This window comes from Salmonella sp. NW722, from assembly GCF_051702785.1.
GTDB classification, from domain to species: domain Bacteria; phylum Pseudomonadota; class Gammaproteobacteria; order Enterobacterales; family Enterobacteriaceae; genus Salmonella; species Salmonella enterica.
Genome location: NZ_JAMMIN010000003.1, coordinates 417462 through 439590 on the forward strand (window position 1 = coordinate 417462; position 22129 = coordinate 439590).

A 22129-nucleotide genomic window follows, 5' to 3' on the forward strand; every position below is an offset into this window, starting at 1 on the left:
GGAATACCAGACTCGGCGCTAACGCCTTATCCGGCCTACGGGTCCGGAGTAGGCCTGAAAAGCACAGCGCCATCAGGCCTACGATTACTGTGATTACGACTTACGCAGCATTAGCCACAGGCTAATCAGGAAGAAAGACGCGCTCGGCAGCAGCGCGCCGACAATCGGCGGAATGCCGTATACCAGCGTCAGCGGGCCAAAAATCTGGTCGAGGACGTAGAAGACGAAGCCGAAGCTAATCCCCGTCACCACGCGCACGCCCATCGGCACACTACGCAGCGGTCCAAAGATAAACGACAGCGCCATCAGCATCATCACCGCCACGGAGAGCGGCTGGAAGATTTTACTCCACATATTGAGCTGATAACGTCCGGCGTCCTGTCCGCTCGACTTCAGATATTTAACGTAGTTATGCAGACCGCTGATGGAAAGCGCATCCGGGTCCAGCGCCACCACGCCTAACTTATCCGGCGTCAGATTCGTTTTCCAGGTGCCGCTCACCGTCTGCGAACCGGTGATCTGTTTCGGGTTTTGCAGATCGGACTCATCCACCTGCGACAAACGCCAGACCTTATGCTCCGGGTCGAATTTTGCCGAAGCGGCGTAACGCACCGACTGCAAACGACGCTGATCGTTGAAAGCGTAAATACTAATGCCGGCCAGCTCCTCGTCGCCCTTCACCCGTTCAATATAGACAAAGTTATTCCCGTCTTTCGCCCACAGACCTTGCTGGGTGGAAAGCAGCGAACCGCCATACATCGCCTGCGCACGATAGTTACGCGCCATCTGCTCGCCCTGCGGGGCGACCCATTCGCCGATCGCCATGGTTAACAGCACCAGGGGGATAGCCGTTTTCATCACCGACAGCGCCACCTGCATACGGGTGAAACCCGATGCCTGCATCACCACCAGTTCGCTACGCTGCGCCAGCATCCCCAGTCCCAGCAGCGCGCCAAGCAGCGCCGCCATAGGAAAGAAGATCTGGATATCCTTAGGTACGCTGAGCAGGGTGTACATACCCGCGCCCAGCGCGTCGTAGTTACCCTGCCCCGCTTTTTTCAGCTGATCGACAAACTTGATGATCCCGGAGAGCGACACCAGCATGAACAACGTCATCATGATGGTGGTAAAAATGGTTTTACCGATATAGCGGTCAAGTACACCAAATGGCTGCATTATACCGCTCCTTTACGCAGAAAACGGGCACGCAGGCGGCGGACCGGCACCGTATCCCACAGGTTTAAACCAATCGCCAACGCCAGATAGATCAGGTTGACCGCCCACATCCAGATAACCGGGTCCAGTTTGCCTTTACCGCCATTCGATTTAATGGAGGTCTGGATCAGGAAGAACAGCAGATAAAGCAGCATGGCGGGCAACATAGACAAGACGCGCCCCTGACGTGGATTCACCACGCTGAGCGGCACGACCATCAGCGCCATCATAAATACGGTAAAGACTAACGTGATACGCCAGTGCAGCTCGGCGCGAGCGCGATCGTTGTCGGTATTCCACAGCGTGCGCATGTCCATCTGGTCGGTATCGTTCGGGTCCAGCGCCACGGCCTGATGGCCAATAATCGCCTGATAGTTCTGGAAGTCGGTGATGCGAAAATCGCGTAGCAACGCCGTTCCTTCAAAACGCGTCCCTTTGTTTAAGGTGACAACCTGGGAACCATCGCGCAACTGAGTAAGGTGTCCGGAATCGGCCACGACCACAGAAGGACGAGCATTGCCCTTAGGGCGAATCTGCGCCAGGAAAACATCGTGGAAGTCGCTGCCATCAACGCTTTCGATAAACAGCACCGAGCTGCCGTTAGTCGCCTGCTGGAATTGCCCCTGCGCCAACGCCGCCATACCGGGGTTCGCTTTCGCCTCCGCCAGCACTTCATCCTGGTGTTTTGACGACCAGGGGCCGGCCCACATCACGTTAACCGCCGCAAGGATACCGGTAAATAACGCCAGTACCATAGCAGCCTTTACCAGTACGGCTTTGCTCAACCCACAGGCGTGCATGACCGTAATTTCACTTTCGGTATACAGTTTGCCCAGCGTCATCAGCAGCCCCAGGAACAGGCTTAAAGGCAGGATGAGCTGCGCCATTTCCGGTACGCCCAGCCCCAGAAGCGAGAGCACCAGATTTGCGGGAATATCGCCGTCAACCGCCGCGCCGAGAATCCTCACTAACTTTTGACAAAAGAAGATCAAAAGTAAGATGAAGAGTATCGCCAGCTGGCTTTTGAGCGTCTCCCGCACCAGATATCTTATGATTATCACTTTAAATACGCCCGTAAAAACCCATTTTTTTGCTGGAATTTAGCTTGTTTCATGGCTTAAACGTCATTTATTCTCTTGAGTCGTCGAAATCATCGCTAAGATCATTATACTCAGCGGATTCACCTCTCAGAACTTGTTCTGACGTGCCAATGCCGTAATAACGTTAAGATTAACACGAAGTCACCGCAACAGCGGACATGAGTTACGAAAGCTTTCAATTTCTATACTCTAATGGATTTCGAGTTGCAGGCAGGCGGCAAGACTGTGAAGCCCCGGAGCTTACATCAGGTAAGTGACAGGGGTGAGCAGGCGCAGCCAACGCATCTGCAACTTGAAAGACGACGAGTATAGCTGTAGCCACCACTGTTGTCTTTAAGATTCAGGAGCATAGTGCATGGAGTTCAGTGTAAAAAGCGGTAGCCCGGAGAAACAGCGGAGTGCCTGCATTGTCGTGGGCGTCTTTGAACCGCGTCGCCTTTCTCCGATTGCAGAACAGCTCGACAAAATTAGCGACGGATACATCAGCGCATTACTGCGTCGCGGCGAACTGGAAGGAAAACCGGGGCAGACTCTGTTGCTGCACCATGTTCCTAACGTTCTTTCCGAGCGAATCCTCCTCATTGGTTGCGGCAAAGAGCGCGAGCTTGATGAACGTCAGTATAAGCAGGTTATTCAGAAAACGATAAATACTCTGAATGATACCGGCTCAATGGAAGCCGTCTGCTTCCTGACCGAACTGCACGTCAAAGGCCGCAACAACTACTGGAAAGTGCGTCAGGCCGTCGAAACGGCCAAAGAGACGCTTTATAGCTTTGATCAACTCAAGACCAACAAGAGCGAGCCGCGCCGCCCGCTACGTAAGATGGTCTTTAATGTGCCGACCCGCCGTGAGCTCACCAGCGGCGAACGCGCCATTCAGCACGGTCTGGCCATCGCCGCCGGGATTAAGGCTGCGAAAGATCTCGGCAACATGCCGCCCAATATCTGTAACGCCGCCTACCTGGCGTCACAGGCGCGCCAGTTGGCTGACAGCTACAGCAAAAATGTCATCACCCGCGTCATCGGCGAACAGCAAATGCGCGAACTGGGTATGAACGCTTATCTGGCGGTCGGCCACGGTTCGCAGAATGAATCGCTGATGTCGGTGATTGAGTACAAGGGCAATCCGTCCGAAGACGCGCGCCCGATCGTGCTGGTAGGTAAAGGCCTGACCTTCGACTCCGGCGGCATCTCCATCAAGCCATCTGAAGGGATGGACGAGATGAAGTACGACATGTGCGGCGCGGCGGCGGTTTACGGCGTGATGCGTATGGTTGCCGAGCTTCAGCTACCGATTAACGTTATCGGCGTGCTGGCGGGCTGTGAAAACATGCCGGGCGGACGCGCGTATCGTCCGGGCGACGTGCTGACCACCATGTCTGGTCAAACGGTTGAAGTGCTGAATACCGATGCTGAAGGCCGTCTGGTTTTGTGCGACGTGCTGACCTACGTTGAACGCTTCGAGCCGGAAGCGGTTATCGACGTCGCGACGCTAACCGGCGCCTGCGTGATTGCGCTGGGCCATCACATCACCGGTCTGATGTCGAACCATAACCCGCTGGCGCATGAACTGATCGGCGCGTCCGAGCAAGCGGGCGACCGCGCGTGGCGTCTGCCGCTGGGCGATGAGTTCCAGGAACAACTGGAGTCCAACTTTGCGGATATGGCGAATATTGGTGGTCGTCCTGGCGGCGCCATCACCGCGGGCTGCTTCCTGTCGCGCTTTACCCGTAAGTACAACTGGGCGCACCTGGATATCGCCGGCACCGCCTGGCGATCCGGCAAAGCGAAAGGCGCGACGGGTCGTCCGGTAGCGCTGCTGTCGCAGTTCCTGCTCAATCGTGCGGGCTTTAACGGCGAAGAGTAAGTTTGAGATTACCCCGTAGGCCTGATAAGGCGTATTAGCGCCGCCATCAGGCGTTTTGCCGGATGGCGCTGCGCTTATCCGGCCTACGGGAGGCATCATGGCAACGCATTTAAATCCACCACAAGAAGCCCCATATATGAAGAATGCGACGTTCTATCTTCTGGATAATGACACTACCGTCAACGGTTTAAGCGCCGTTGAACAACTGGTGTGTGAAATTACCGCAGAACGTTGGCGCGCCGGCAAGCGCGTGCTGATCGCCTGCGAAGATGAGAAGCAGGCCATTCGGCTGGATGAAGCGCTGTGGGCGAGACCGGCGGAAAGTTTTGTCCCGCACAATCTGGCAGGCGAAGGCCCACGCGGCGGCGCGCCGGTTGAAATCGCCTGGCCGCAAAAACGCAACAGCAGCCCACGCGATATTTTAATCAGCCTGCGTACAAGCTTTGCAGATTTTGCCACCGCTTTCACAGAAGTGGTAGACTTCGTCCCTTACGAAGAAACTTTGAAACAACTGGCGCGCGAACGCTACAAAGCCTACCGCGTGGCTGGTTTTAACCTGAATACGGCAACCTGGAAATAATGGAAAAGACATATAACCCCCAAGATATCGAACAGCCGCTTTACGAGCACTGGGAAAAGCAGGGCTATTTCAAGCCTAACGGCGACGAAAGCAAAGAGTCCTTCTGCATCATGATCCCGCCGCCGAACGTCACCGGCAGTTTGCATATGGGACATGCTTTCCAGCAAACCATCATGGATACCATGATCCGTTACCAGCGTATGCAGGGTAAAAACACCCTGTGGCAGGTCGGCACCGACCACGCCGGGATCGCAACCCAGATGGTGGTTGAGCGCAAGATTGCCGCTGAAGAAGGTAAAACCCGTCACGACTACGGCCGCGATGCGTTTATCGACAAAATCTGGCAATGGAAAGCGGAATCCGGCGGCACCATTACCCGTCAGATGCGCCGTCTCGGCAACTCCGTTGATTGGGAACGTGAGCGCTTCACCATGGACGAAGGCCTTTCCAATGCCGTGAAAGAAGTCTTTGTTCGCCTGTACAAAGAAGACCTGATTTACCGTGGCAAGCGCCTGGTGAACTGGGACCCGAAACTGCGCACCGCCATCTCTGACCTGGAAGTGGAAAACCGCGAGTCCAAAGGCTCCATGTGGCACATCCGCTATCCGCTTGCCGACGGCGCGAAAACCGCAGACGGTAAAGATTACCTGGTCGTCGCCACCACCCGTCCGGAAACCGTACTGGGCGATACCGGCGTGGCCGTGAACCCGGAAGATCCGCGTTATAAAGATCTGATTGGCAAATTCGTTATTCTGCCGCTGGTTAACCGCCGCATTCCGATTGTGGGCGACGAACACGCCGATATGGAAAAAGGCACCGGCTGCGTAAAAATCACCCCGGCGCACGACTTTAATGACTACGAAGTCGGGAAACGTCACGCCCTGCCGATGATCAACATCCTGACCTTTGACGGCGACATTCGCGAAAGCGCGGAAGTGTTCGATACCAAAGGTGAAGAGTCTGACGTTTATTCCAGCGAGATTCCGGCTGAGTTCCAGAAGCTGGAACGCTTTGCTGCCCGTAAGGCCATCGTTGCTGCCGTTGACGCGCTGGGCCTGCTGGAAGAAATTAAACCGCACGATCTGACCGTTCCTTACGGCGACCGTGGCGGCGTAGTTATCGAACCGATGCTGACCGACCAGTGGTACGTCCGTGCAGACGTGCTGGCGAAACCGGCGGTGGAAGCGGTTGAGAACGGCGACATCCAGTTCGTGCCGAAGCAGTACGAAAACATGTACTTCTCCTGGATGCGTGATATCCAGGACTGGTGTATCTCTCGTCAGCTGTGGTGGGGTCACCGTATCCCGGCATGGTATGACAACGACGGCAACGTCTACGTTGGCCGTACCGAAGACGAAGTGCGTCAGGAAAATAACCTCGGCACCGACGTTCAGCTTCGTCAGGACGAAGACGTTCTTGATACCTGGTTCTCCTCCGCGCTGTGGACTTTCTCCACCCTCGGCTGGCCGGAAAACACCGACGCGCTGCGTCAGTTCCACCCCACCAGCGTGATGGTGTCCGGCTTCGATATCATCTTCTTCTGGATTGCCCGCATGATCATGATGACCATGCACTTCATCAAAGATGAAAATGGCAAGCCGCAGGTGCCGTTCCATACCGTCTATATGACCGGTCTGATTCGCGACGACGAAGGCCAGAAGATGTCCAAATCCAAGGGCAACGTCATCGACCCACTGGATATGGTCGACGGTATCTCCCTGCCGGAACTGCTGGAGAAACGCACCGGCAATATGATGCAGCCGCAGATGGCGGAGAAAATCCGCAAGCGTACCGAGAAGCAGTTCCCGAACGGCATCGAGCCGCACGGCACCGACGCCCTGCGCTTTACCCTGGCGGCGCTGGCCTCGACCGGTCGCGACATCAACTGGGATATGAAGCGTCTGGAAGGCTACCGTAACTTCTGTAACAAGCTGTGGAACGCCAGCCGCTTTGTGCTGATGAACACCGAAGAGCAGGATTGCGGCTTCAACGGCGGCGAAATGACCCTGTCGCTGGCGGACCGCTGGATCCTGGCTGAATTCAACCAGACCGTTAAAGCCTACCGCGACGCGCTGGACAGCTTCCGCTTCGATATCGCCGCGGGCATTCTGTATGAATTCACCTGGAACCAGTTCTGCGACTGGTATCTGGAGCTGACCAAGCCGGTAATGACCGGGGGTTCCGAGTCTGAACTGCGTGGCACCCGCCATACGCTGGTCACCGTACTGGAAGGTTTGCTGCGTCTGGCGCACCCGATCATTCCGTTCATCACCGAAACCATCTGGCAGCGCGTGAAGGTCATTTGCGGTATTACCGCCGACACCATCATGCTGCAGCCGTTCCCGGAATATAACGCCGCACAGGTGGATGAAGCCGCGTTGGCCGATACCGAGTGGCTGAAGCAGGCGATCGTTGCGGTACGTAACATTCGTGCGGAAATGAACATCGCCCCGGGCAAACCGCTGGAACTGCTGCTGCGCGGCTGTAGTGAAGAAGCCGTTCGTCGTGTTAACGACAACCGTAGCTTCCTGCAAACCCTGGCGCGTCTGGAAAGCATCACCGTGCTGCCAGCCGATGACAAAGGTCCGGTTTCCGTGACCAAAATCATCGACGGCGCTGAACTGCTGATCCCGATGGCAGGCCTCATCAACAAAGACGATGAGCTGGCGCGTCTGGCGAAAGAAGTGGCGAAAATCGAAGGTGAGATTGCCCGTATCGAAGGCAAGCTGTCCAACGAAGGTTTCGTCGCCCGTGCGCCGGAAGCGGTGATTGCCAAAGAGCGTGAGAAGCTGGACGGTTACGCAGAAGCCAAAGCGAAGCTGATTGAGCAGCAGGCGGTTATTAGCGCGCTGTAATCTGAAAGCCTGATGGCGCTTCGCTTACCAGGCCTACACGTTCGCTTATTGACATGGCGCGATCGGTAGGCCGGATAAGGCATTCACGCCGCCATCCGACAACATGAATTATGGGCCGACGTAAACGTCGGCCTTTTTACATCAGATAAACGGGAAGTAAGGCATGATGCCACGAGAAATCCACATTAGCGGGCTGTTTTCCAGCGGCTTCTCATCATTGGTTAACTCAAGCGAATCCAGATCGCCCTGGACCTGTGTATTCTGCGCCAGCCAGCTCACCAGCCAAATTTTCAACCACGGATAAGCCAGCCCTAAGGTCACGCCGGAAATCACAAACACCACCAGTAACCGCCACAGCATACCGTGTGCAGTGACAGAGGAATGAAAACGAATCGAATCGTTCGCCAGTGACAAATTGTTTAAAAACAGGTTGCGTAACGCCACATATAAGTAACTGGTTACCACAATAATCGCGAGAAAATAGAGGAAATAACATGCCATTATCTGGCCATAATATTGCAGAATAAGCGCCCCTCCTGCCTGCGCATTCCCCATCATACTCAAAAGAATCATGTCGGTGAACACCGGCGCGATTAGATAACCAATCACGACAGCAAAAGGGAAAAGGGTCAACATTGCCAACACGCACCCTCTGATGCACGTTTTAACATTAACCTGAATCGAGAAACGATGAATGCCAAAGTTTGCGCCATTGCCAAACAAGGTCATCCATTTGCTGTAGGTAATACCGTTAATGACCCCTATCCCAATAATAGCCAGCAAACCGAGAAAAACGATATTGAACACTAAACCGCCGACGGCGATGGTTACCAGTGAGATAATATAAAGAACAATATAAAGCGCCACCATCAGGAGTACCGGGAGAGCGAACATGTACCACCAGGCGCGCCGCATGGAACACTGGAATCCAAAATGTACGCCATTAAGCGAAGTCATCATCGCCTGATACTGTAATCCTTTCACCGCCATAAAAGGAATAATCGCAATTAATAAGCCGAATAGCGTAAAACCGAGACCGGGATGACCGTGTTCAATAAGAGAGAGGCTAACAATATAAATAATAAAAACTAACAACACACTAATAAATAATGCGCCGCCCGTGGCTTTGTAAGCAAAAGGCTGATTGTTTAGCGTCATATTAGTATAAATATAACGTCGACATTTCACCATCGCCCACGGCGCATAGATTCCCAACGTGATACACGTCAACAAGAAATTCACAAGGCAAATAACAAAATACTTTCCGCCCTTGCCTGTAAACACCAACGTGTGATTATGGTTATCTTTACTACTGATAACGTTATTCATGAATCATATCCCTGAATTACAATCTATTAGAATTAATAATAAAAACCAGTAAATTGTTACTGATTTGACTACGATACTATTTTTGTTTAATTTTTCCGCCTTTTATTTTGTCTGATTCAGGATCTCCTTGCGCGTAACTCAAGACGGTGGTATTAAAGTAATCTATAAATAAATTTTAAAAATTGAGCCATATTATGAATAATGTCGCCTCGCCAACGCTCACGGTGCGCCGAATCACTACCGCCGACAATGCCGCTATTGCCCGTGTCATCCGTCAGGTTTCAGCGGAATACGGACTTACCGCCGATAAAGGTTATACCGTTGCCGACCCCAATCTGGATGAACTGTATCAGGTTTATAGCCAACCGAGCGCGGCCTACTGGGTGGTAGAGCAAAACGGTTGTGTGGTGGGCGGCGGCGGCGTGGCGCCGTTATCCTGTAGCGAACCAGACATTTGTGAACTGCAAAAAATGTATTTTTTACCGGTGATTCGTGGCCAGGGGCTGGCGAAAAAGCTGGCGCTGATGGCGCTGGATCATGCCCGTGAACAGGGTTTTAAACGCTGCTATCTGGAAACAACGGCTTTTTTACGCGAGGCGATTGCGCTATACGAACGTTTAGGATTTGAACATATTAGCGAACCGCTCGGCTGCACCGGACATGTCGATTGCGAAGTGAGGATGTTAAAGGAACTCTGAAAACCAGGCGTTTATTTATCCTCGCCAGGTATTATTTTTGCTGATATAAGTAATCCCGGAAACATCCTGTTATCCGGGAATCACTTATTATTCAAGGAAGTTATAAATGAAACGCCTATTATCAGCAATTGTTTTCCCCGCTATGTTTATTAGTATCTCTAATGTATATGCATTAGATATACAGCCCGGCGAATGGAAAATGGAAAATATAGAAATGCGCACCATCAATCCAGATACAAAAGAAGTATTAATGGATGAAAAAAATTCGGGCATAGCGACGCTTATGTGTTATACCCCTAAAATGTCTGAAGATTCTAAAAAAATGGTGAAGGGTTTTTCTACCAGTGCAGGCGGTTGCACGACAACATTTGTAGAAAGTACGGATACCAAACTGATCAATGAGACTGTCTGTAATAATCCTGATGTCAAATCGCACTCTATTGTAGAAACGACGAAAATAAGCGATACAGAATTTGCGATGACCATGAAATCGGATGTCGATGCAGGAGGTAATAAAACAACCTCCATCAACAAAATTAAACAAACCTTTGTTGGCAAGACCTGCTCTGAAGCGTCAAAAGGCGTGAAACAGTAACTATTTCAACACAAAAACCCGTAGTGATGATGCAAAAATGGCATTGTTCACGGTCACCTTTCGGGAATATAACACTGAGTGAGTTCTTTTTGCCTGCCGCAGGGCAGGCTTTACTCAGGACAGAATATCATGAAAATGACTTTTCCTGCTCGCCAGCAGTTTGATGCCGGGCGGATGACCACGCAGGTGGCGACAGCGTAAAAGATAAAAACGCTAATCTTTAATTTTACCCGTTATCCGGCGGCTGGCACGCCGCTATGAAAACGAAACTCGCGGTCTGGCGACAAGATAAGGTCAGCTTCCACCTCGCCAAAATAGCGCACGCGCGCAGAAATGTCCTCGGCGGAAATCTGCTGCGCCAGCGCCAGGTAATCCTGATAATGCCGCGCTTCGGAGCGCAGAAGCGAGAGATAAAACGTCTGTAAATCCTCATCCAGCCAGGGCGCCAGAGCGGCAAAACGTTCGCAGGAGCGGGCTTCGATATACGCCCCGCAAATCAGCTTATCAATTAAGGTGAGCGGTTCGTGCGTGCGTACCGCTTTCAACATTCCTTTCGCGTAGCGGCTGGCGGTGATTTTCACATAAGGAATGTTTCTGGCCTGCATGACCTCGCGTACCTGCCAAAAATGGTGCAACTCCTCTTTAATCAATAACACCATACGGTCGATAAGCTGACGTCCCCAGGGGTCATCAGTTTGCGGCATGGCGCTTTTGCTAATCTGTTTATGCAGGGCAACAAAATCCGGCTCCGGCCCCTGACGAAACGCGAACGCCTCGTAAGGTTGCAGCCAGGAGAGCAGCGCGTCGGCGCCCGATTTATCGGCGGCATATTTACGCACCAACAGCAACGCGGTTTGCGCAGCCTTCAGTTCGCAGATCAGGTGATCGGTAAGCAGAAGAGAAAGATTTTGCGGATCGCGGGCCTGGACAATCCACGCCTGCGGCGTCGGGCAATGCAGGAAATTAAGCACCGGAGAGAGTATTTGCGGGTAATTCATACGTAACCTGTTAAAAAAATACGACAGCAGACGCTGCCGTACCGTCATACTATGCAGCTTTAGTGACGCACGCCGTCGTCATCTTCATCGACATAATCGTCGTCATCACCCTCTTCGCCATTAGGGTCTTCAAAATAGGTTCCCCAGCCGTCGTATTCGACATCATATTTTTCCGCCAGGTTCATCAGTTGCTCAACCTGAGCGTCGATGAGTTCGGCGTTCAACGCGCACTCGCTGAGGATGTCGCAACAAATAACCGTATCGCCCTCTTCCACTTCCAGCTCTTCCGGCTCCGTCACTTCATAGCCGAGTTTAAAGGCTTCTACCGCGGCTTTTTCCAACGTTTCGAAATCGTCAGCGGAAAGGTGATGCTCGATAGTGTACAGCGCATCCGGATCGCTGCCATCCTCAAGTAACTCTTCAATAATTAACCGCGTTTCTTCACGCTGCTCTTCCAGTAATTCCGGGTTTGCCATAGCTCGTTCCTCATAGATGTCCTGCCGATACTCTTATTGTCACATACCGCCGACGTTGCCTCCACCTTATCGAGAAAAGTTTTATCAAACAGGGTTGCAAATGAATAATCATCCATATAAAGTGAATTTTAATTCAATGAGAGGCCTAAGCCATGTGAGGGAAGTATGTCTACGTTTTACCAAAAACCTTTTTTAAAGTTACTTGATTTCACCGCCAGCGAACTCACTGCTCTGTTGCAGCTTGCCGCCAAACTGAAAGCCGATAAGAAAAACGGTAAAGAAGAACAAAAGCTGGTGGGTAAGAATATTGCGCTCATCTTCGAAAAAGACTCGACCCGGACACGATGCTCTTTCGAAGTTGCCGCATACGATCAGGGGGCGCGCGTGACGTACCTGGGTTCCAGCGGGAGCCAGATCGGCCATAAAGAGTCCATCAAAGATACTGCCCGCGTCCTGGGCCGAATGTTTGACGGTATTCAGTATCGAGGATATGGCCAGGAGATCGTCGAAACGCTGGCTGAATATTCCGGTGTGCCGGTATGGAACGGTTTAACCGATGAGTATCACCCAACGCAATTACTGGCGGATTTGCTCACCATGCAGGAACATCTGCCGGGTAAAGCCTTTAACGAGATGACGTTGGTCTATGCCGGAGACGCGCGTAATAACATGGGTAACTCCATGCTGGAAGCCGCCGCGTTAACAGGATTGGATCTCCGTCTGGTCGCGCCAAAAGCCTGCTGGCCGCAAGCCGCGTTAGTGGCGGAGTGCAGCGCCATGGCGAAAAAGAACGGTGGCGCCATCACCCTGACCGAAGATATCGCCTCGGGCGTAAAAGGCGCGGATTTTATCTATACCGATGTTTGGGTCTCTATGGGCGAACCCAAAGAGAAATGGGCGGAGCGTATTGCCCTGCTGCGTGATTATCAGGTCAACAGCCAGATGATGGCCTTAACCGGCAATCCGCAGGTTAAGTTCCTGCATTGTCTGCCTGCGTTCCATGATGACGAAACCACGCTCGGCAAAAAAATGGCCGAAGAGTACGGTTTACATGGCGGGATGGAGGTGACCGACGAGGTTTTTGAGTCTGCGGCCAGCATTGTCTTTGATGAAGCGGAAAACCGCATGCATACCATCAAAGCAGTAATGGTAGCGACGCTGTCTAAATAATGTCGTGATGATGCCGGATGGCGGTTGGCCTACAAGATCGCAACGTGCAGGCGCCGCCATCCGGCACAAAATATTACGCCATCAGCATTTTCACAACCGCTTTACGTACCCGCGCCGGTTCTCCCACCGCGCACAGGGGCTTATGCACTTCGCCGGGATAAAACACCACAAAGTCGCCTTCGTTCAGGACGACGGTTTTCTCGTCGACGCTCGTCGGTAAAAATGCAATGTCTTTATCCGCCAGCCAGTCCGTGTGCGGCGTTCCCGCAGGCCGGGTACTGAATGCCATCCCTTCCTGACCTTGTAGCACAATCTGAATATCAAGATAACGGGCGTGATACTCTGCGCTGCGCGATTCGCCCGGCTCCGTCATATTTTCAGAAATCATATAAAACAACCTGTCGCCGTCAATGTCATACTTACCTGGCGCGGTCGTTGCCGTGACATGCGCATTGACGTGCTCAATCGCCTGCCGTAACGCCGTCGGCAGCCAGGCCTCCAGATGTTCAATATTGCCAACAATCATCGCATCCCCTTAGTTAAAACAGCGTTTTATATTTCTCTTTATACGAGAAAAATGGCTGCCATACTACCCTTACTCTCATCGATTTTGCGCCAGCGCATGTTTATCGCCAGCGGTGTTTATATATTGTTAATAGTTCGCCCAACTTTATGCAGTACCTATGCATAAACCCCAGCGGCGCCAAATTGCCATCACTAACAACGCTTTGATATTAAAGGCGTTAACATAAAAACGTTTTAGCGATCACAATTCGCTCTCCCTGCATAAATGACTTCTCTATCCATAGTTATTTTTAAATTATTTAAATATCCCCGATAATAAAATCCCCCTCACGCATAGTTATGCAACCCTTAAAAATAATCACTTTATTTTCAATAAGTTAATTTTTAAATATCATTCAATACAACAAACAAATAATTAACAATAAAAAAATAACAAACCATATAGCTGCGTAGTAATTCATTTAATGCCTTATTGTTTTTTGAATTTCTCTGACCCGGCTCATATATTAAGTAAGAAAAATAGCACTCCTTGATTGATGTGAATCTCATCACATTAACAACCCAAATAAAATTCAATCATTGCTCCCGAATTTAACTGAAACGCCGCGACTGCAAGCACGCTAAATATTTGCAGCCACTCCTTCTTTATTCTTGAAATTATGTAAAAGGTATAATGATGGAAAAGCATTTTGTCGGTTCTGAAATCGGTCAATTACGCAGCGTAATGTTGCATCGGCCCAATCTCAGCCTAAAAAGACTTACCCCTTCAAATTGTCAGGAATTACTTTTTGACGATGTATTATCCGTAGAGCGCGCTGGCGAAGAGCATGACATTTTTGCCAACACGCTGCGCCAGCAAGGGATAGAAGTGTTGCTGTTAACCGACCTGCTCACCCAAACGCTGGATGTGGCTGACGCTAAAGCCTGGCTACTGGACACGCAAATTTCCGATTATCGCCTTGGGCCCACCTTTGCCGCAGATATTCGCGCCTGGCTGGCGGATATGCCGCACCGTGAACTGGCTCGCCATTTAAGCGGCGGTTTAACTTACGGCGAAATCCCCGCCTCCATAAAAAATATGGTGGTCGATACTCACGATATTAATGACTTTATTATGAAGCCATTACCGAATCACCTATTTACCCGTGACACGTCCTGCTGGATATATAACGGCGTCTCAATTAACCCCATGGCGAAACCTGCACGCCAACGTGAAACGAATAATTTACGTGCTATTTATCGCTGGCATCCTCAATTCGCAGGCGGTGATTTCATTAAATATTTCGGCGACGAGGACATTAATTACGACCACGCCACTTTAGAGGGCGGCGATGTGCTGGTGATTGGCCGCGGCGCGGTGTTGATCGGTATGTCTGAACGTACTACGCCGCAGGGCGTCGAGTTCCTGGCGCAGGCATTGTTTAAACATCGTCAGGCGGAACGCGTCATTGCCGTTGAACTGCCAAAACATCGCTCCTGTATGCACCTTGACACCGTCATGACCCACATTGATATCGACACCTTCTCCGTCTATCCGGAAGTCGTTCGCCCGGACGTTCAGTGCTGGACGCTGACGCCAGACGGACGCGGCGGTCTGAAACGAACCCAGGAGAGCACGCTGGTTCATGCTCTTGAAACAGCGCTTGGCATCGATCAGGTGCGCTTAATCACCACTGGCGGCGACGCATTTGAAGCTGAGCGCGAACAGTGGAATGACGCCAATAACGTGCTCACCCTGCGTCCAGGCGTGGTGGTGGGCTATGAGCGCAACATCTGGACCAACGAAAAATACGACAAAGCCGGCATTACCGTCCTTCCCATTCCCGGCGATGAACTGGGTCGCGGGCGCGGGGGCGCACGCTGCATGAGCTGTCCACTGGAACGCGATGGTATTTAAAGGAGACGTTATGGAAAACAAACGCACACTGGTCGTCGCGCTGGGCGGCAATGCGCTGCTCAAACGCGGCGAACCGCTGGAGGCTGATATTCAGCGTAAAAATATCGAACTGGCGGCCAGAACCATCGCCCAGCTTACCCGGCAATGGCGCGTGGTGTTAGTGCATGGCAACGGCCCACAGGTAGGGCTGCTGGCGCTACAAAATAGCGCCTACGCTAACGTTACGCCCTACCCGCTCGATATTCTCGGTGCGGAAAGCCAGGGCATGATTGGCTACATGCTGCAACAGGCGCTGAAGAATCATCTGCCGGAGCGTGAAATCAGCGTCCTGCTCACCCAGGTCGAAGTCGATGCCAACGACCCGGCATTCCTCAATCCAACCAAATATATCGGACCGATTTACGACGAAGCGCAGGCCCGTGCGTTACAGGCAGAAAAGGGCTGGGTATTCAAAGCCGACGGTAACGCCTTCCGCCGCGTTGTGCCCTCCCCGCAGCCGAAACGCATTGTGGAAAACGATGCCATCCGCGCGCTGATTAGCCGCGATCACCTGGTTATCTGTAACGGCGGCGGCGGCGTGCCGGTCGTGGAAAAAGCCGATGGCTACCACGGTATCGAGGCGGTGATCGACAAAGATCTGTCCGCCGCCCTGCTTGCCAGCCAAATTCACGCCGACGCGCTGCTCATTCTGACCGATGCCGACGCGGTGTATCTCGACTGGGGCAAACCCACCCAACGCCCGCTGGCGCAGGTTACGCCGGAGCTGCTTCGTGAAATGCAGTTCGACGCCGGTTCGATGGGCCCGAAAGTGACCGCCTGCGCTGAGTTTGTCAGCCATTGCCGCGGCATTGCCGGAATCGGCTCGCTGGCGGATGGGCAAGCCATTCTCGCGGGCGAGAAAGGCACTTTGATTCGGTGTGAAACCGCCGACGTTGACGCATAAGGCTTTTTACCGGATGGCGGCTTCCGCCTTATTCGGCCTACAGAGCGCGCATAACCGTGGGCCGGATAAGCGCAGCGCCATCAGGCAATTCATTTTAACAAGGATATTGTAATGGTTATTTCACTGAAAAATCGTAACTTTTTGAAGCTGCTTGACTACACCCCGGCGGAAATCCAACACCTCATCGATCTGGCTATTGAGCTGAAAGCCGCAAAAAAAGCCGGATGCGAAAAGCAAACACTGATCGGCAAAAACATCGCGCTGATTTTTGAAAAAACCTCTACCCGCACACGATGCGCGTTTGAAGTCGCCGCTTTCGACCAGGGCGCGCAGGTGACTTATCTCGGCCCAAGCGGCTCGCAGATCGGCCATAAAGAGTCCATGAAAGATACCGCTCGCGTCCTGGGGCGGATGTATGACGGCATCGAATATCGCGGTTTTGGTCAACACATTGTGGAAGAGCTGGGGGAATACGCGGGCGTTCCCGTCTGGAACGGCCTGACCGATGAATTTCACCCCACACAGATCCTGGCCGATCTGATGACCATGCTGGAACACGCGCCGGGTAAAACGCTGCCGGAACTGAGCTTCGCCTACCTGGGCGACGCGCGCAACAACATGGGCAACTCGCTGATGGTGGGCGCGGCGAAGATGGGCATGGATATCCGCCTGATAGCGCCAAAGTCCTTCTGGCCTGATGCCGCGCTGGTCGCGCAGTGCCGGGAAATCGCCAGCGTTACCGGCGCTCGTATCACCTTAACGGAGAGCGTTGAAGACGGCGTTCACGGCGTGGATTTCCTCTATACCGACGTCTGGGTCTCGATGGGAGAACCCAAAGAAGCCTGGGCGGAGCGCGTCAGTCTGATGACGCCATATCAGGTCAACCAGCAGGTGGTAAACGCTACCGGTAATCCTGATGTGAAGTTTATGCACTGCCTGCCCGCCTTCCATAACGAGCACACCAAAGTGGGACGCGAAATCGAAATGGCTTACGGCCTGAAAGGACTGGAGGTCACGGAAGAGGTGTTCGAGTCCGCAGGCTCGATAGTCTTCGATGAAGCGGAAAACCGGATGCACACCATCAAAGCGGTCATGGTGGCGACGCTCGGCGACTAATCCCACAGGATATGCGCCCTTGCGGCGCATATCCGTGATATCAGGAGAGAACATCATGGGTAAATTTAAATTTCCCACCGCTTATACCATCCTGTTTATTCTTATTGCCCTGGTCGCGGTGATGACCTGGATTGTGCCGGCGGGAAAATACCAAATGGCGATGAACGCCACGCTGGGAAAAGAGGTGCCGGTGGCGGGAACGTATGCCCCCGTGGACGCGCATCCGCAAGGGATTACCGCTGTTTTACTGGCGCCGATTGACGGCCTCTATAACCACGAAACCTACACCGCCGGCGCCATTGACGTCGCGCTGTTTGTCTTGATTATCGGCGGCTTTCTGGGGGTGGTGAATAAAACGGGGGCGATTGATGCCGGTATTGAACGGGTAACTATCAAACTCAACGGCAAAGATGAGTGGATGATCCCCATTCTGATGGCGCTGTTCGCCGCAGGCGGCACTATCTATGGCATGGCGGAGGAGTCGTTGCCCTTCTACACGCTGCTGGTGCCGGTCATGATGGCGGCCCGCTTCGATCCGTTAGTGGCGGCGGCAACCGTACTGCTCGGCGCGGGGATAGGCACGCTCGGTTCGACCATTAATCCTTTCGCCACGGTCATTGCCGCCAACGCCGCCGGCATCCCTTTTACGCAGGGCATGCTGATGCGCGTACTGCTGTTAATTGTCGGCTACGTACTGTGCGTGTTTTGGGTAATGCGCTATGCGCGCAAAGTCCGCGCCCATCCTGAGCTTTCTATCGTGGCGGATAAAATGGAGGAAAATCGCGCCCATTTCCTCGGCAATCGCGCCAATACACTGCTGGAGTTTACGGCTACCCGGAAATGGGTGCTGCTGATCTTCGCCGCCTCTTTCGCGGTGATGATTTACGGCGTGGCGGTTCTCGGCTGGTGGATGGCGGAAATCTCCGGCGTCTTTCTGGCGGCGGCGATTATCGTTGGCGTGATAACGCGGATGGGTGAGGAAGCGTTCACCAGTACCTTTATCGACGGCGCGCGGGATTTGCTCGGCGTGGCGCTAATTATTGGTATCGCGCGCGGCATTGTGGTGGTCATGGATAACGGTATGATTACCCACACCATTTTGCACAGCGCGGAAAGTCTGGTTTCCGGTCTATCTACCACCATTTTCATAAACGTAACCTACTGGCTGGAAGTATTGCTCTCCTTCCTGGTGCCCTCCTCTTCCGGTCTTGCCGTATTGACGATGCCCATTATGGCGCCGTTAGCGGATTTTGCCCACGTACAGCGGGATTTGGTCGTAACCGCCTACCAGTCGGCCTCCGGGATTGTGAACCTGGTTACTCCCACCTCCGCCGTGGTCATGGGCGGTCTGGCAATCGCGCGGGTTCCCTATGTCCGCTATCTGAAATGGGTCGCGCCGCTGTTGCTGATCCTGACATTGCTGAACATGGCGGTACTGAGCATCGGAGCGATGATGTAACGAGCCAGATGGCGACGCGTCTTATCCGACAGGACTGATAAGCACAGCGCCATCAGGCACGCCGTCACCTTTTTTGATCGGCTTCTCATTTTCCTGCAAAACCGCCCGATTGATCCGCAATCGATGTGACAAATGTGATGAATTTCGCCAGTCCGTTGATATTAATAATAAAGATAAGGTGCATTTATGAAGGAATACGATGATTACTCCGCCAAAGAACAACAGCAACTGGCGGTTTGTCAGCGCCTGATTAGTGAAAAAAGTTACCTGTCCCAGGAGGAGATTCGCCGCGATTTACAAAATGAGGGATTTGAAGGTATCAGCCAGTCTACGGTTTCGCGCCTGCTCAAGCTGCTGGGCGCAATAAAAATCAGAAATACGAAGGGACAAAAGATTTATTCCGTAAATCCCCAGCGGCGTCCTTCGCCGGATGCCGGACGTTCAATAGCCGAAATGGTCGTCAGCGTTGAACATAATAGCGAATTTATCCTTATCCATACGGCAGCAGGTTATGGTCGCGCCGTCGCAAGAATTCTGGATTACCACGCATTGCCGGAAATTCTCGGCGTCGTTGCCGGTAGCAGTATTGTCTGGGTCGCACCACGGGTCGTTCAGCGTACGGCGCTGGTACACAAACAAATTAATTATTTGCTTAAAATGAATTTAAATTCATAAGAACCGTTTGCGATGAGTAAATCATGCATTAATTCGCTTGATCCCCAAACAGAGCTGAGTATAATCGCGGACAATTTGCCGGGAGGAAGCATGGTTCAGTGTGTACGACATTCTGTCTTACCGCGTCTGAAAAAGGACGCAGGCCTGCCGTTTTTCTTTCCGTTGAAAACCAATACCAAGCCCCTCAATTGAGGGGCTTTTTTTTGCCCAGGCGTCAGGAGATAAACATGGCTAACCCGCTATATCAAAAACATATCATTTCCATAAACGACCTCAGCCGCGACGATCTTAATCTGGTACTGGCCACGGCGGCGAAATTAAAAGCCAACCCGCAGCCGGAGCTATTGAAACATAAAGTGATCGCCAGCTGCTTTTTCGAAGCCTCCACGCGTACCCGCCTGTCGTTTGAAACCTCAATGCATCGCCTGGGCGCCAGCGTAGTGGGCTTCTCCGACAGCGCCAACACGTCGCTGGGGAAAAAAGGAGAAACGTTAGCCGACACGATCTCAGTGATTAGCACTTACGTGGACGCGATTGTGATGCGCCATCCGCAAGAAGGCGCGGCACGTCTGGCGACGGAGTTTTCCGGTCAGGTGCCGGTGCTCAATGCGGGCGACGGTTCGAACCAGCATCCGACGCAGACCCTGTTGGATCTGTTCACCATCCAGGAAACGCAGGGCCGTCTGGATAACCTGCATATCGCGATGGTCGGCGATCTGAAATATGGCCGCACCGTGCATTCGCTAACCCAGGCGCTGGCGAAATTTAGCGGCAACCGTTTTTATTTTATCGCGCCGGACGCGCTGGCGATGCCGCAGTACATTCTGGATATGCTGGATGAAAAAGGGATGGCCTGGAGCCTGCATGGTTCTATTGAAGAGGTCATGGCCGACGTCGACATCCTCTATATGACTCGCGTACAGAAAGAGCGTCTCGACCCGTCGGAGTACGCCAATGTGAAGGCGCAGTTTGTTCTGCGCGCCAGCGACCTGAACGGCGCGCGTGAAAATATGAAAGTACTGCACCCGCTGCCGCGCATTGATGAAATCACCACGGATGTGGATAAAACGCCACACGCCTGGTACTTCCAACAGGCGGGCAACGGTATTTTCGCTCGCCAGGCGTTACTGGCATTGGTACTGAATAGCGAACTGAGTCTGTAAGGGAGAAAAGCGATGACACACGATAACAAACTGCAGGTTGAAGCCATTAAATGCGGCACCGTGATTGACCATATCCCTGCGCAGGTAGGCTTTAAACTGCTGAGTCTGTTTAAATTGACCGAGACCGATCAGCGAATCACTATCGGTCTGAATCTCCCGTCTGGCGAGATGGGGCGTAAAGACTTAATCAAAATAGAAAACACCTTCCTCACCGATGAGCAGGTTAACCAACTTGCTCTGTACGCGCCGCAGGCCACCGTTAACCGCATCGACAACTACGACGTAGTCGGGAAATCACGCCCCAGCCTGCCAGAGCGTATTAATAATGTGCTGGTTTGCCCGAACAGCAACTGCATCAGCCACGCGGAACCGGTATCCTCCAGCTTTGCAGTGAAAAAACGCGCCAATGATATCGCCCTCAAATGCAAATACTGTGAAAAAGAGTTTTCGCATTATGTGGTGCTGGCCAACTAATTTGGGTTGGTTATGAGATCCCGGCTCCCTATAATGAGCGGGGACATTCTATTACCGCTGTAATTCAGGAGAAATCATGAGCAAAACTATTGCGACGGAAAATGCACCAGCAGCAATCGGCCCATACGTACAGGGCGTTGACCTGGGTAGCATGGTAATCACTTCCGGTCAGATCCCGGTCGATCCGAAAACCGGTGCCGTAGCGGAAGACGTATCCGCTCAGGCACGTCAGTCGCTGGAAAACGTTAAAGCTATCGTGGAAGCCGCTGGCCTGAAAGTAGGCGACATTGTGAAAACGACCGTATTCGTGAAAGACCTGAACGATTTCGCGACCGTCAACGCCACCTACGAAGCCTTCTTCACCGAGCACAACGCCACCTTCCCGGCGCGTTCCTGCGTGGAAGTTGCCCGTCTGCCGAAAGACGTGAAAATTGAGATTGAAGCGATCGCTGTTCGTCGCTAAGCGCCGGACGTCATCCCCGCCGGGCGGCGCAAGTTTGCCCGGTTCGGGGCACCAACAGCCATGGAGAGGCGGCAATGGTAAGATCGCGTTTTACCGAGGAACAAATAGCCGATTTTCTGCAACAGTCGAAAAACGGCGTACCGAATAAGGCGTTGTGCGAAGAATATGGATTTAGCAACAGCACGCTCCGTCGCTGGCAGGAGAAACATGCTGAAAGCATACGCCAGGAATTAAAACAGATAGAATCTACCGCGAAGATAGTCTTTTTATGCTTCATTGTCGCAGCCATATTGCTTACCCTTATGTTTCCTAAACCCACTGCCGCCTTAGCGATTCCTCCTTACTTAGTTTATTGCATTAGCTATATTCGCCGCTTTCGTCGCATATCCGCAAAACATATCCGGCGGTGGGACATCTCCTCCTCTCGTTCTGGCTCGGGGGCAGAGAATGTATTTTACAAACTTAGCTGGACATTCCTCTTTTTTATGCCTGCATATAGCATTCTACAGTTGCTTGAATAAGCCCAGAAAT

The 22129-nt window shown here is 52.5% G+C and carries 24 protein-coding genes and 1 pseudogene; 17 read left to right on the top strand and 8 right to left on the bottom strand.

Going from position 1 to position 22129, the window contains the following annotated elements; all coding sequences use genetic code 11:
* Positions 1-93: 93 nt before the first annotated feature.
* The 3 genes from lptG to NA330_RS09680 form a co-directional block, all read right to left on the bottom strand.
* On the bottom strand, positions 94-1176 hold the full coding sequence (gene lptG / locus NA330_RS09670; RefSeq protein ID WP_001182242.1) for an LPS export ABC transporter permease LptG: 1083 nt from the start codon (positions 1174-1176) through the stop codon (positions 94-96).
* Positions 1176-2276, bottom strand: coding sequence for an LPS export ABC transporter permease LptF (gene lptF / locus NA330_RS09675; protein ID WP_000584132.1), 1101 nt, complete (start codon positions 2274-2276; stop codon positions 1176-1178). Before lptF ends, lptG begins: the two co-directional genes overlap by 1 nt.
* Before the next feature lie 63 nt (positions 2277-2339).
* Positions 2340-2390: a hypothetical protein gene (locus NA330_RS09680; RefSeq protein ID WP_212724070.1), complete on the bottom strand. Its 51-nt coding sequence runs from the start codon at positions 2388-2390 to the stop codon at positions 2340-2342.
* A gap of 280 nt (positions 2391-2670) precedes the next feature.
* Here NA330_RS09680 and pepA point away from each other — a divergent pair, with 280 nt between their 5' ends.
* From pepA to NA330_RS09695, 3 genes are all read left to right on the top strand, one after another.
* The gene (pepA, locus tag NA330_RS09685; protein WP_000397158.1) at positions 2671-4182 is read left to right on the top strand and encodes a leucyl aminopeptidase; all 1512 of its coding nucleotides are present in this window, start codon (positions 2671-2673) and stop codon (positions 4180-4182) included.
* Between the two features lie 136 nt (positions 4183-4318).
* A complete protein-coding gene (gene holC, locus NA330_RS09690; RefSeq protein ID WP_023241852.1) occupies positions 4319-4762 on the top strand; it encodes a DNA polymerase III subunit chi in 444 nt (147 codons plus the stop codon).
* Positions 4762-7617 carry a valine--tRNA ligase gene (locus tag NA330_RS09695; protein WP_023241853.1) on the top strand — a complete coding sequence of 952 codons (2856 nt, stop codon included), beginning with the start codon at positions 4762-4764 and terminating at the stop codon, positions 7615-7617. Before holC ends, NA330_RS09695 begins: the two co-directional genes overlap by 1 nt.
* Positions 7618-7758: 141 nt before the next feature.
* Here NA330_RS09695 and NA330_RS09700 read toward each other — a convergent pair whose 3' ends face one another.
* Complete coding sequence (locus NA330_RS09700) at positions 7759-8946, bottom strand: YjgN family protein (protein ID WP_001066975.1); 1188 nt, start codon at positions 8944-8946, stop codon at positions 7759-7761.
* Between the two features lie 194 nt (positions 8947-9140).
* Between NA330_RS09700 and NA330_RS09705 the strand changes: the two genes are divergently transcribed.
* Together NA330_RS09705 and NA330_RS09710 are read left to right on the top strand one after the other, a co-directional pair.
* Positions 9141-9644: a GNAT family N-acetyltransferase gene (locus NA330_RS09705; RefSeq protein WP_023241854.1), complete on the top strand. Its 504-nt coding sequence runs from the start codon at positions 9141-9143 to the stop codon at positions 9642-9644.
* A gap of 106 nt (positions 9645-9750) precedes the next feature.
* Positions 9751-10239 carry a DUF3617 domain-containing protein gene (locus NA330_RS09710; RefSeq protein ID WP_000826193.1) on the top strand — a complete coding sequence of 163 codons (489 nt, stop codon included), beginning with the start codon at positions 9751-9753 and terminating at the stop codon, positions 10237-10239.
* Positions 10240-10472: 233 nt separating this feature from the next.
* Here the strand turns inward: NA330_RS09710 and miaE are convergent, their stop codons facing one another.
* On the bottom strand, positions 10473-11285 hold the full coding sequence (miaE, locus tag NA330_RS09715) for a tRNA isopentenyl-2-thiomethyl-A-37 hydroxylase MiaE (protein ID WP_049828067.1): 813 nt from the start codon (positions 11283-11285) through the stop codon (positions 10473-10475).
* An 11-nt stretch (positions 11286-11296) separates the two neighbouring features.
* A complete protein-coding gene (gene rraB, locus NA330_RS09720; protein WP_000002940.1) occupies positions 11297-11713 on the bottom strand; it encodes a ribonuclease E inhibitor RraB in 417 nt (138 codons plus the stop codon).
* A 100-nt stretch (positions 11714-11813) separates the two neighbouring features.
* On the opposite strand from rraB, the gene argL reads away from it, so the two are divergent.
* Both argL and argF (NA330_RS09730) read left to right on the top strand, forming a co-directional pair.
* Positions 11814-11909, top strand: coding sequence for a putative translational regulatory protein ArgL (argL, locus tag NA330_RS09725; protein WP_223148976.1), 96 nt, complete (start codon positions 11814-11816; stop codon positions 11907-11909).
* On the top strand, positions 11879-12883 hold the full coding sequence (gene argF / locus NA330_RS09730) for an ornithine carbamoyltransferase (protein WP_000103041.1): 1005 nt from the start codon (positions 11879-11881) through the stop codon (positions 12881-12883). Before argL ends, argF (NA330_RS09730) begins: the two co-directional genes overlap by 31 nt.
* 73 nt (positions 12884-12956) lie before the next feature.
* Here argF (NA330_RS09730) and NA330_RS09735 read toward each other — a convergent pair whose 3' ends face one another.
* Complete coding sequence (locus NA330_RS09735) at positions 12957-13409, bottom strand: YhcH/YjgK/YiaL family protein (RefSeq protein WP_000635207.1); 453 nt, start codon at positions 13407-13409, stop codon at positions 12957-12959.
* Between the two features lie 675 nt (positions 13410-14084).
* Here NA330_RS09735 and arcA point away from each other — a divergent pair.
* The 5 genes from arcA to NA330_RS09760 all read left to right on the top strand — a co-directional run bounded on the left by arcA (position 14085) and on the right by NA330_RS09760 (position 19498).
* On the top strand, positions 14085-15305 hold the full coding sequence (gene arcA, locus NA330_RS09740; protein ID WP_000410846.1) for an arginine deiminase: 1221 nt from the start codon (positions 14085-14087) through the stop codon (positions 15303-15305).
* Positions 15306-15315: 10 nt separating this feature from the next.
* The gene (gene arcC / locus NA330_RS09745; RefSeq protein ID WP_000428751.1) at positions 15316-16248 is read left to right on the top strand and encodes a carbamate kinase; all 933 of its coding nucleotides are present in this window, start codon (positions 15316-15318) and stop codon (positions 16246-16248) included.
* A 111-nt stretch (positions 16249-16359) separates the two neighbouring features.
* Positions 16360-17364, top strand: coding sequence for an ornithine carbamoyltransferase (gene argF, locus NA330_RS09750; RefSeq protein ID WP_000237031.1), 1005 nt, complete (start codon positions 16360-16362; stop codon positions 17362-17364).
* Between the two features lie 55 nt (positions 17365-17419).
* The gene (locus NA330_RS09755; protein ID WP_000514424.1) at positions 17420-18823 is read left to right on the top strand and encodes a YfcC family protein; all 1404 of its coding nucleotides are present in this window, start codon (positions 17420-17422) and stop codon (positions 18821-18823) included.
* A gap of 186 nt (positions 18824-19009) precedes the next feature.
* Complete coding sequence (locus NA330_RS09760; RefSeq protein WP_000666051.1) at positions 19010-19498, top strand: arginine repressor; 489 nt, start codon at positions 19010-19012, stop codon at positions 19496-19498.
* Here the strand turns inward: NA330_RS09760 and NA330_RS09765 are convergent.
* Positions 19468-19609 (bottom strand): annotated as a pseudogene (locus tag NA330_RS09765) (hypothetical protein). The gene NA330_RS09760 and the pseudogene NA330_RS09765 overlap by 31 nt on opposite strands.
* Here NA330_RS09765 and pyrL point away from each other — a divergent pair.
* The 5 genes from pyrL (at position 19589) to NA330_RS09790 (ending at position 22119) form a co-directional block, all read left to right on the top strand.
* Positions 19589-19690 (top strand): pyr operon leader peptide, encoded by a 102-nt coding sequence (gene pyrL / locus NA330_RS09770; protein ID WP_000249504.1) that lies wholly within the window; start codon positions 19589-19591, stop codon positions 19688-19690. The pseudogene NA330_RS09765 and the gene pyrL sit on opposite strands and share 21 nt — an antisense overlap.
* A gap of 35 nt (positions 19691-19725) precedes the next feature.
* A complete protein-coding gene (gene pyrB / locus NA330_RS09775; RefSeq protein ID WP_000013055.1) occupies positions 19726-20661 on the top strand; it encodes an aspartate carbamoyltransferase in 936 nt (311 codons plus the stop codon).
* Positions 20662-20673: 12 nt separating this feature from the next.
* Positions 20674-21135: an aspartate carbamoyltransferase regulatory subunit gene (gene pyrI / locus NA330_RS09780; RefSeq protein WP_000148567.1), complete on the top strand. Its 462-nt coding sequence runs from the start codon at positions 20674-20676 to the stop codon at positions 21133-21135.
* 76 nt (positions 21136-21211) lie between these two features.
* Complete coding sequence (gene ridA / locus NA330_RS09785; protein WP_000047544.1) at positions 21212-21598, top strand: 2-iminobutanoate/2-iminopropanoate deaminase; 387 nt, start codon at positions 21212-21214, stop codon at positions 21596-21598.
* A gap of 74 nt (positions 21599-21672) precedes the next feature.
* Positions 21673-22119, top strand: a complete 447-nt coding sequence (locus NA330_RS09790; RefSeq protein WP_000252550.1) for a transposase — start codon at positions 21673-21675, stop codon at positions 22117-22119.
* The last annotated feature ends 10 nt before the right edge of the window (positions 22120-22129 follow it).

Coding starts and splice junctions, on each gene's coding strand:
- lptG (WP_001182242.1), bottom strand. CDS start 1,176: ATGCAGCCATTTGGTGTACTTGACCGCTATATCGGTAAAACCATTTTT.
- pepA (WP_000397158.1), top strand. CDS start 2,671: ATGGAGTTCAGTGTAAAAAGCGGTAGCCCGGAGAAACAGCGGAGTGCC.
- holC (WP_023241852.1), top strand. CDS start 4,319: ATGAAGAATGCGACGTTCTATCTTCTGGATAATGACACTACCGTCAAC.
- NA330_RS09695 (WP_023241853.1), top strand. CDS start 4,762: ATGGAAAAGACATATAACCCCCAAGATATCGAACAGCCGCTTTACGAG.
- NA330_RS09700 (WP_001066975.1), bottom strand. CDS start 8,946: ATGAATAACGTTATCAGTAGTAAAGATAACCATAATCACACGTTGGTG.
- NA330_RS09705 (WP_023241854.1), top strand. CDS start 9,141: ATGAATAATGTCGCCTCGCCAACGCTCACGGTGCGCCGAATCACTACC.
- NA330_RS09710 (WP_000826193.1), top strand. CDS start 9,751: ATGAAACGCCTATTATCAGCAATTGTTTTCCCCGCTATGTTTATTAGT.
- miaE (WP_049828067.1), bottom strand. CDS start 11,285: ATGACGGTACGGCAGCGTCTGCTGTCGTATTTTTTTAACAGGTTACGT.
- rraB (WP_000002940.1), bottom strand. CDS start 11,713: ATGGCAAACCCGGAATTACTGGAAGAGCAGCGTGAAGAAACGCGGTTA.
- argL (WP_223148976.1), top strand. CDS start 11,814: ATGAATAATCATCCATATAAAGTGAATTTTAATTCAATGAGAGGCCTA.
- argF (WP_000103041.1), top strand. CDS start 11,879: ATGTCTACGTTTTACCAAAAACCTTTTTTAAAGTTACTTGATTTCACC.
- NA330_RS09735 (WP_000635207.1), bottom strand. CDS start 13,409: ATGATTGTTGGCAATATTGAACATCTGGAGGCCTGGCTGCCGACGGCG.
- arcA (WP_000410846.1), top strand. CDS start 14,085: ATGGAAAAGCATTTTGTCGGTTCTGAAATCGGTCAATTACGCAGCGTA.
- arcC (WP_000428751.1), top strand. CDS start 15,316: ATGGAAAACAAACGCACACTGGTCGTCGCGCTGGGCGGCAATGCGCTG.
- argF (WP_000237031.1), top strand. CDS start 16,360: ATGGTTATTTCACTGAAAAATCGTAACTTTTTGAAGCTGCTTGACTAC.
- NA330_RS09755 (WP_000514424.1), top strand. CDS start 17,420: ATGGGTAAATTTAAATTTCCCACCGCTTATACCATCCTGTTTATTCTT.
- NA330_RS09760 (WP_000666051.1), top strand. CDS start 19,010: ATGAAGGAATACGATGATTACTCCGCCAAAGAACAACAGCAACTGGCG.
- pyrL (WP_000249504.1), top strand. CDS start 19,589: ATGGTTCAGTGTGTACGACATTCTGTCTTACCGCGTCTGAAAAAGGAC.
- pyrB (WP_000013055.1), top strand. CDS start 19,726: ATGGCTAACCCGCTATATCAAAAACATATCATTTCCATAAACGACCTC.
- pyrI (WP_000148567.1), top strand. CDS start 20,674: ATGACACACGATAACAAACTGCAGGTTGAAGCCATTAAATGCGGCACC.
- ridA (WP_000047544.1), top strand. CDS start 21,212: ATGAGCAAAACTATTGCGACGGAAAATGCACCAGCAGCAATCGGCCCA.
- NA330_RS09790 (WP_000252550.1), top strand. CDS start 21,673: ATGGTAAGATCGCGTTTTACCGAGGAACAAATAGCCGATTTTCTGCAA.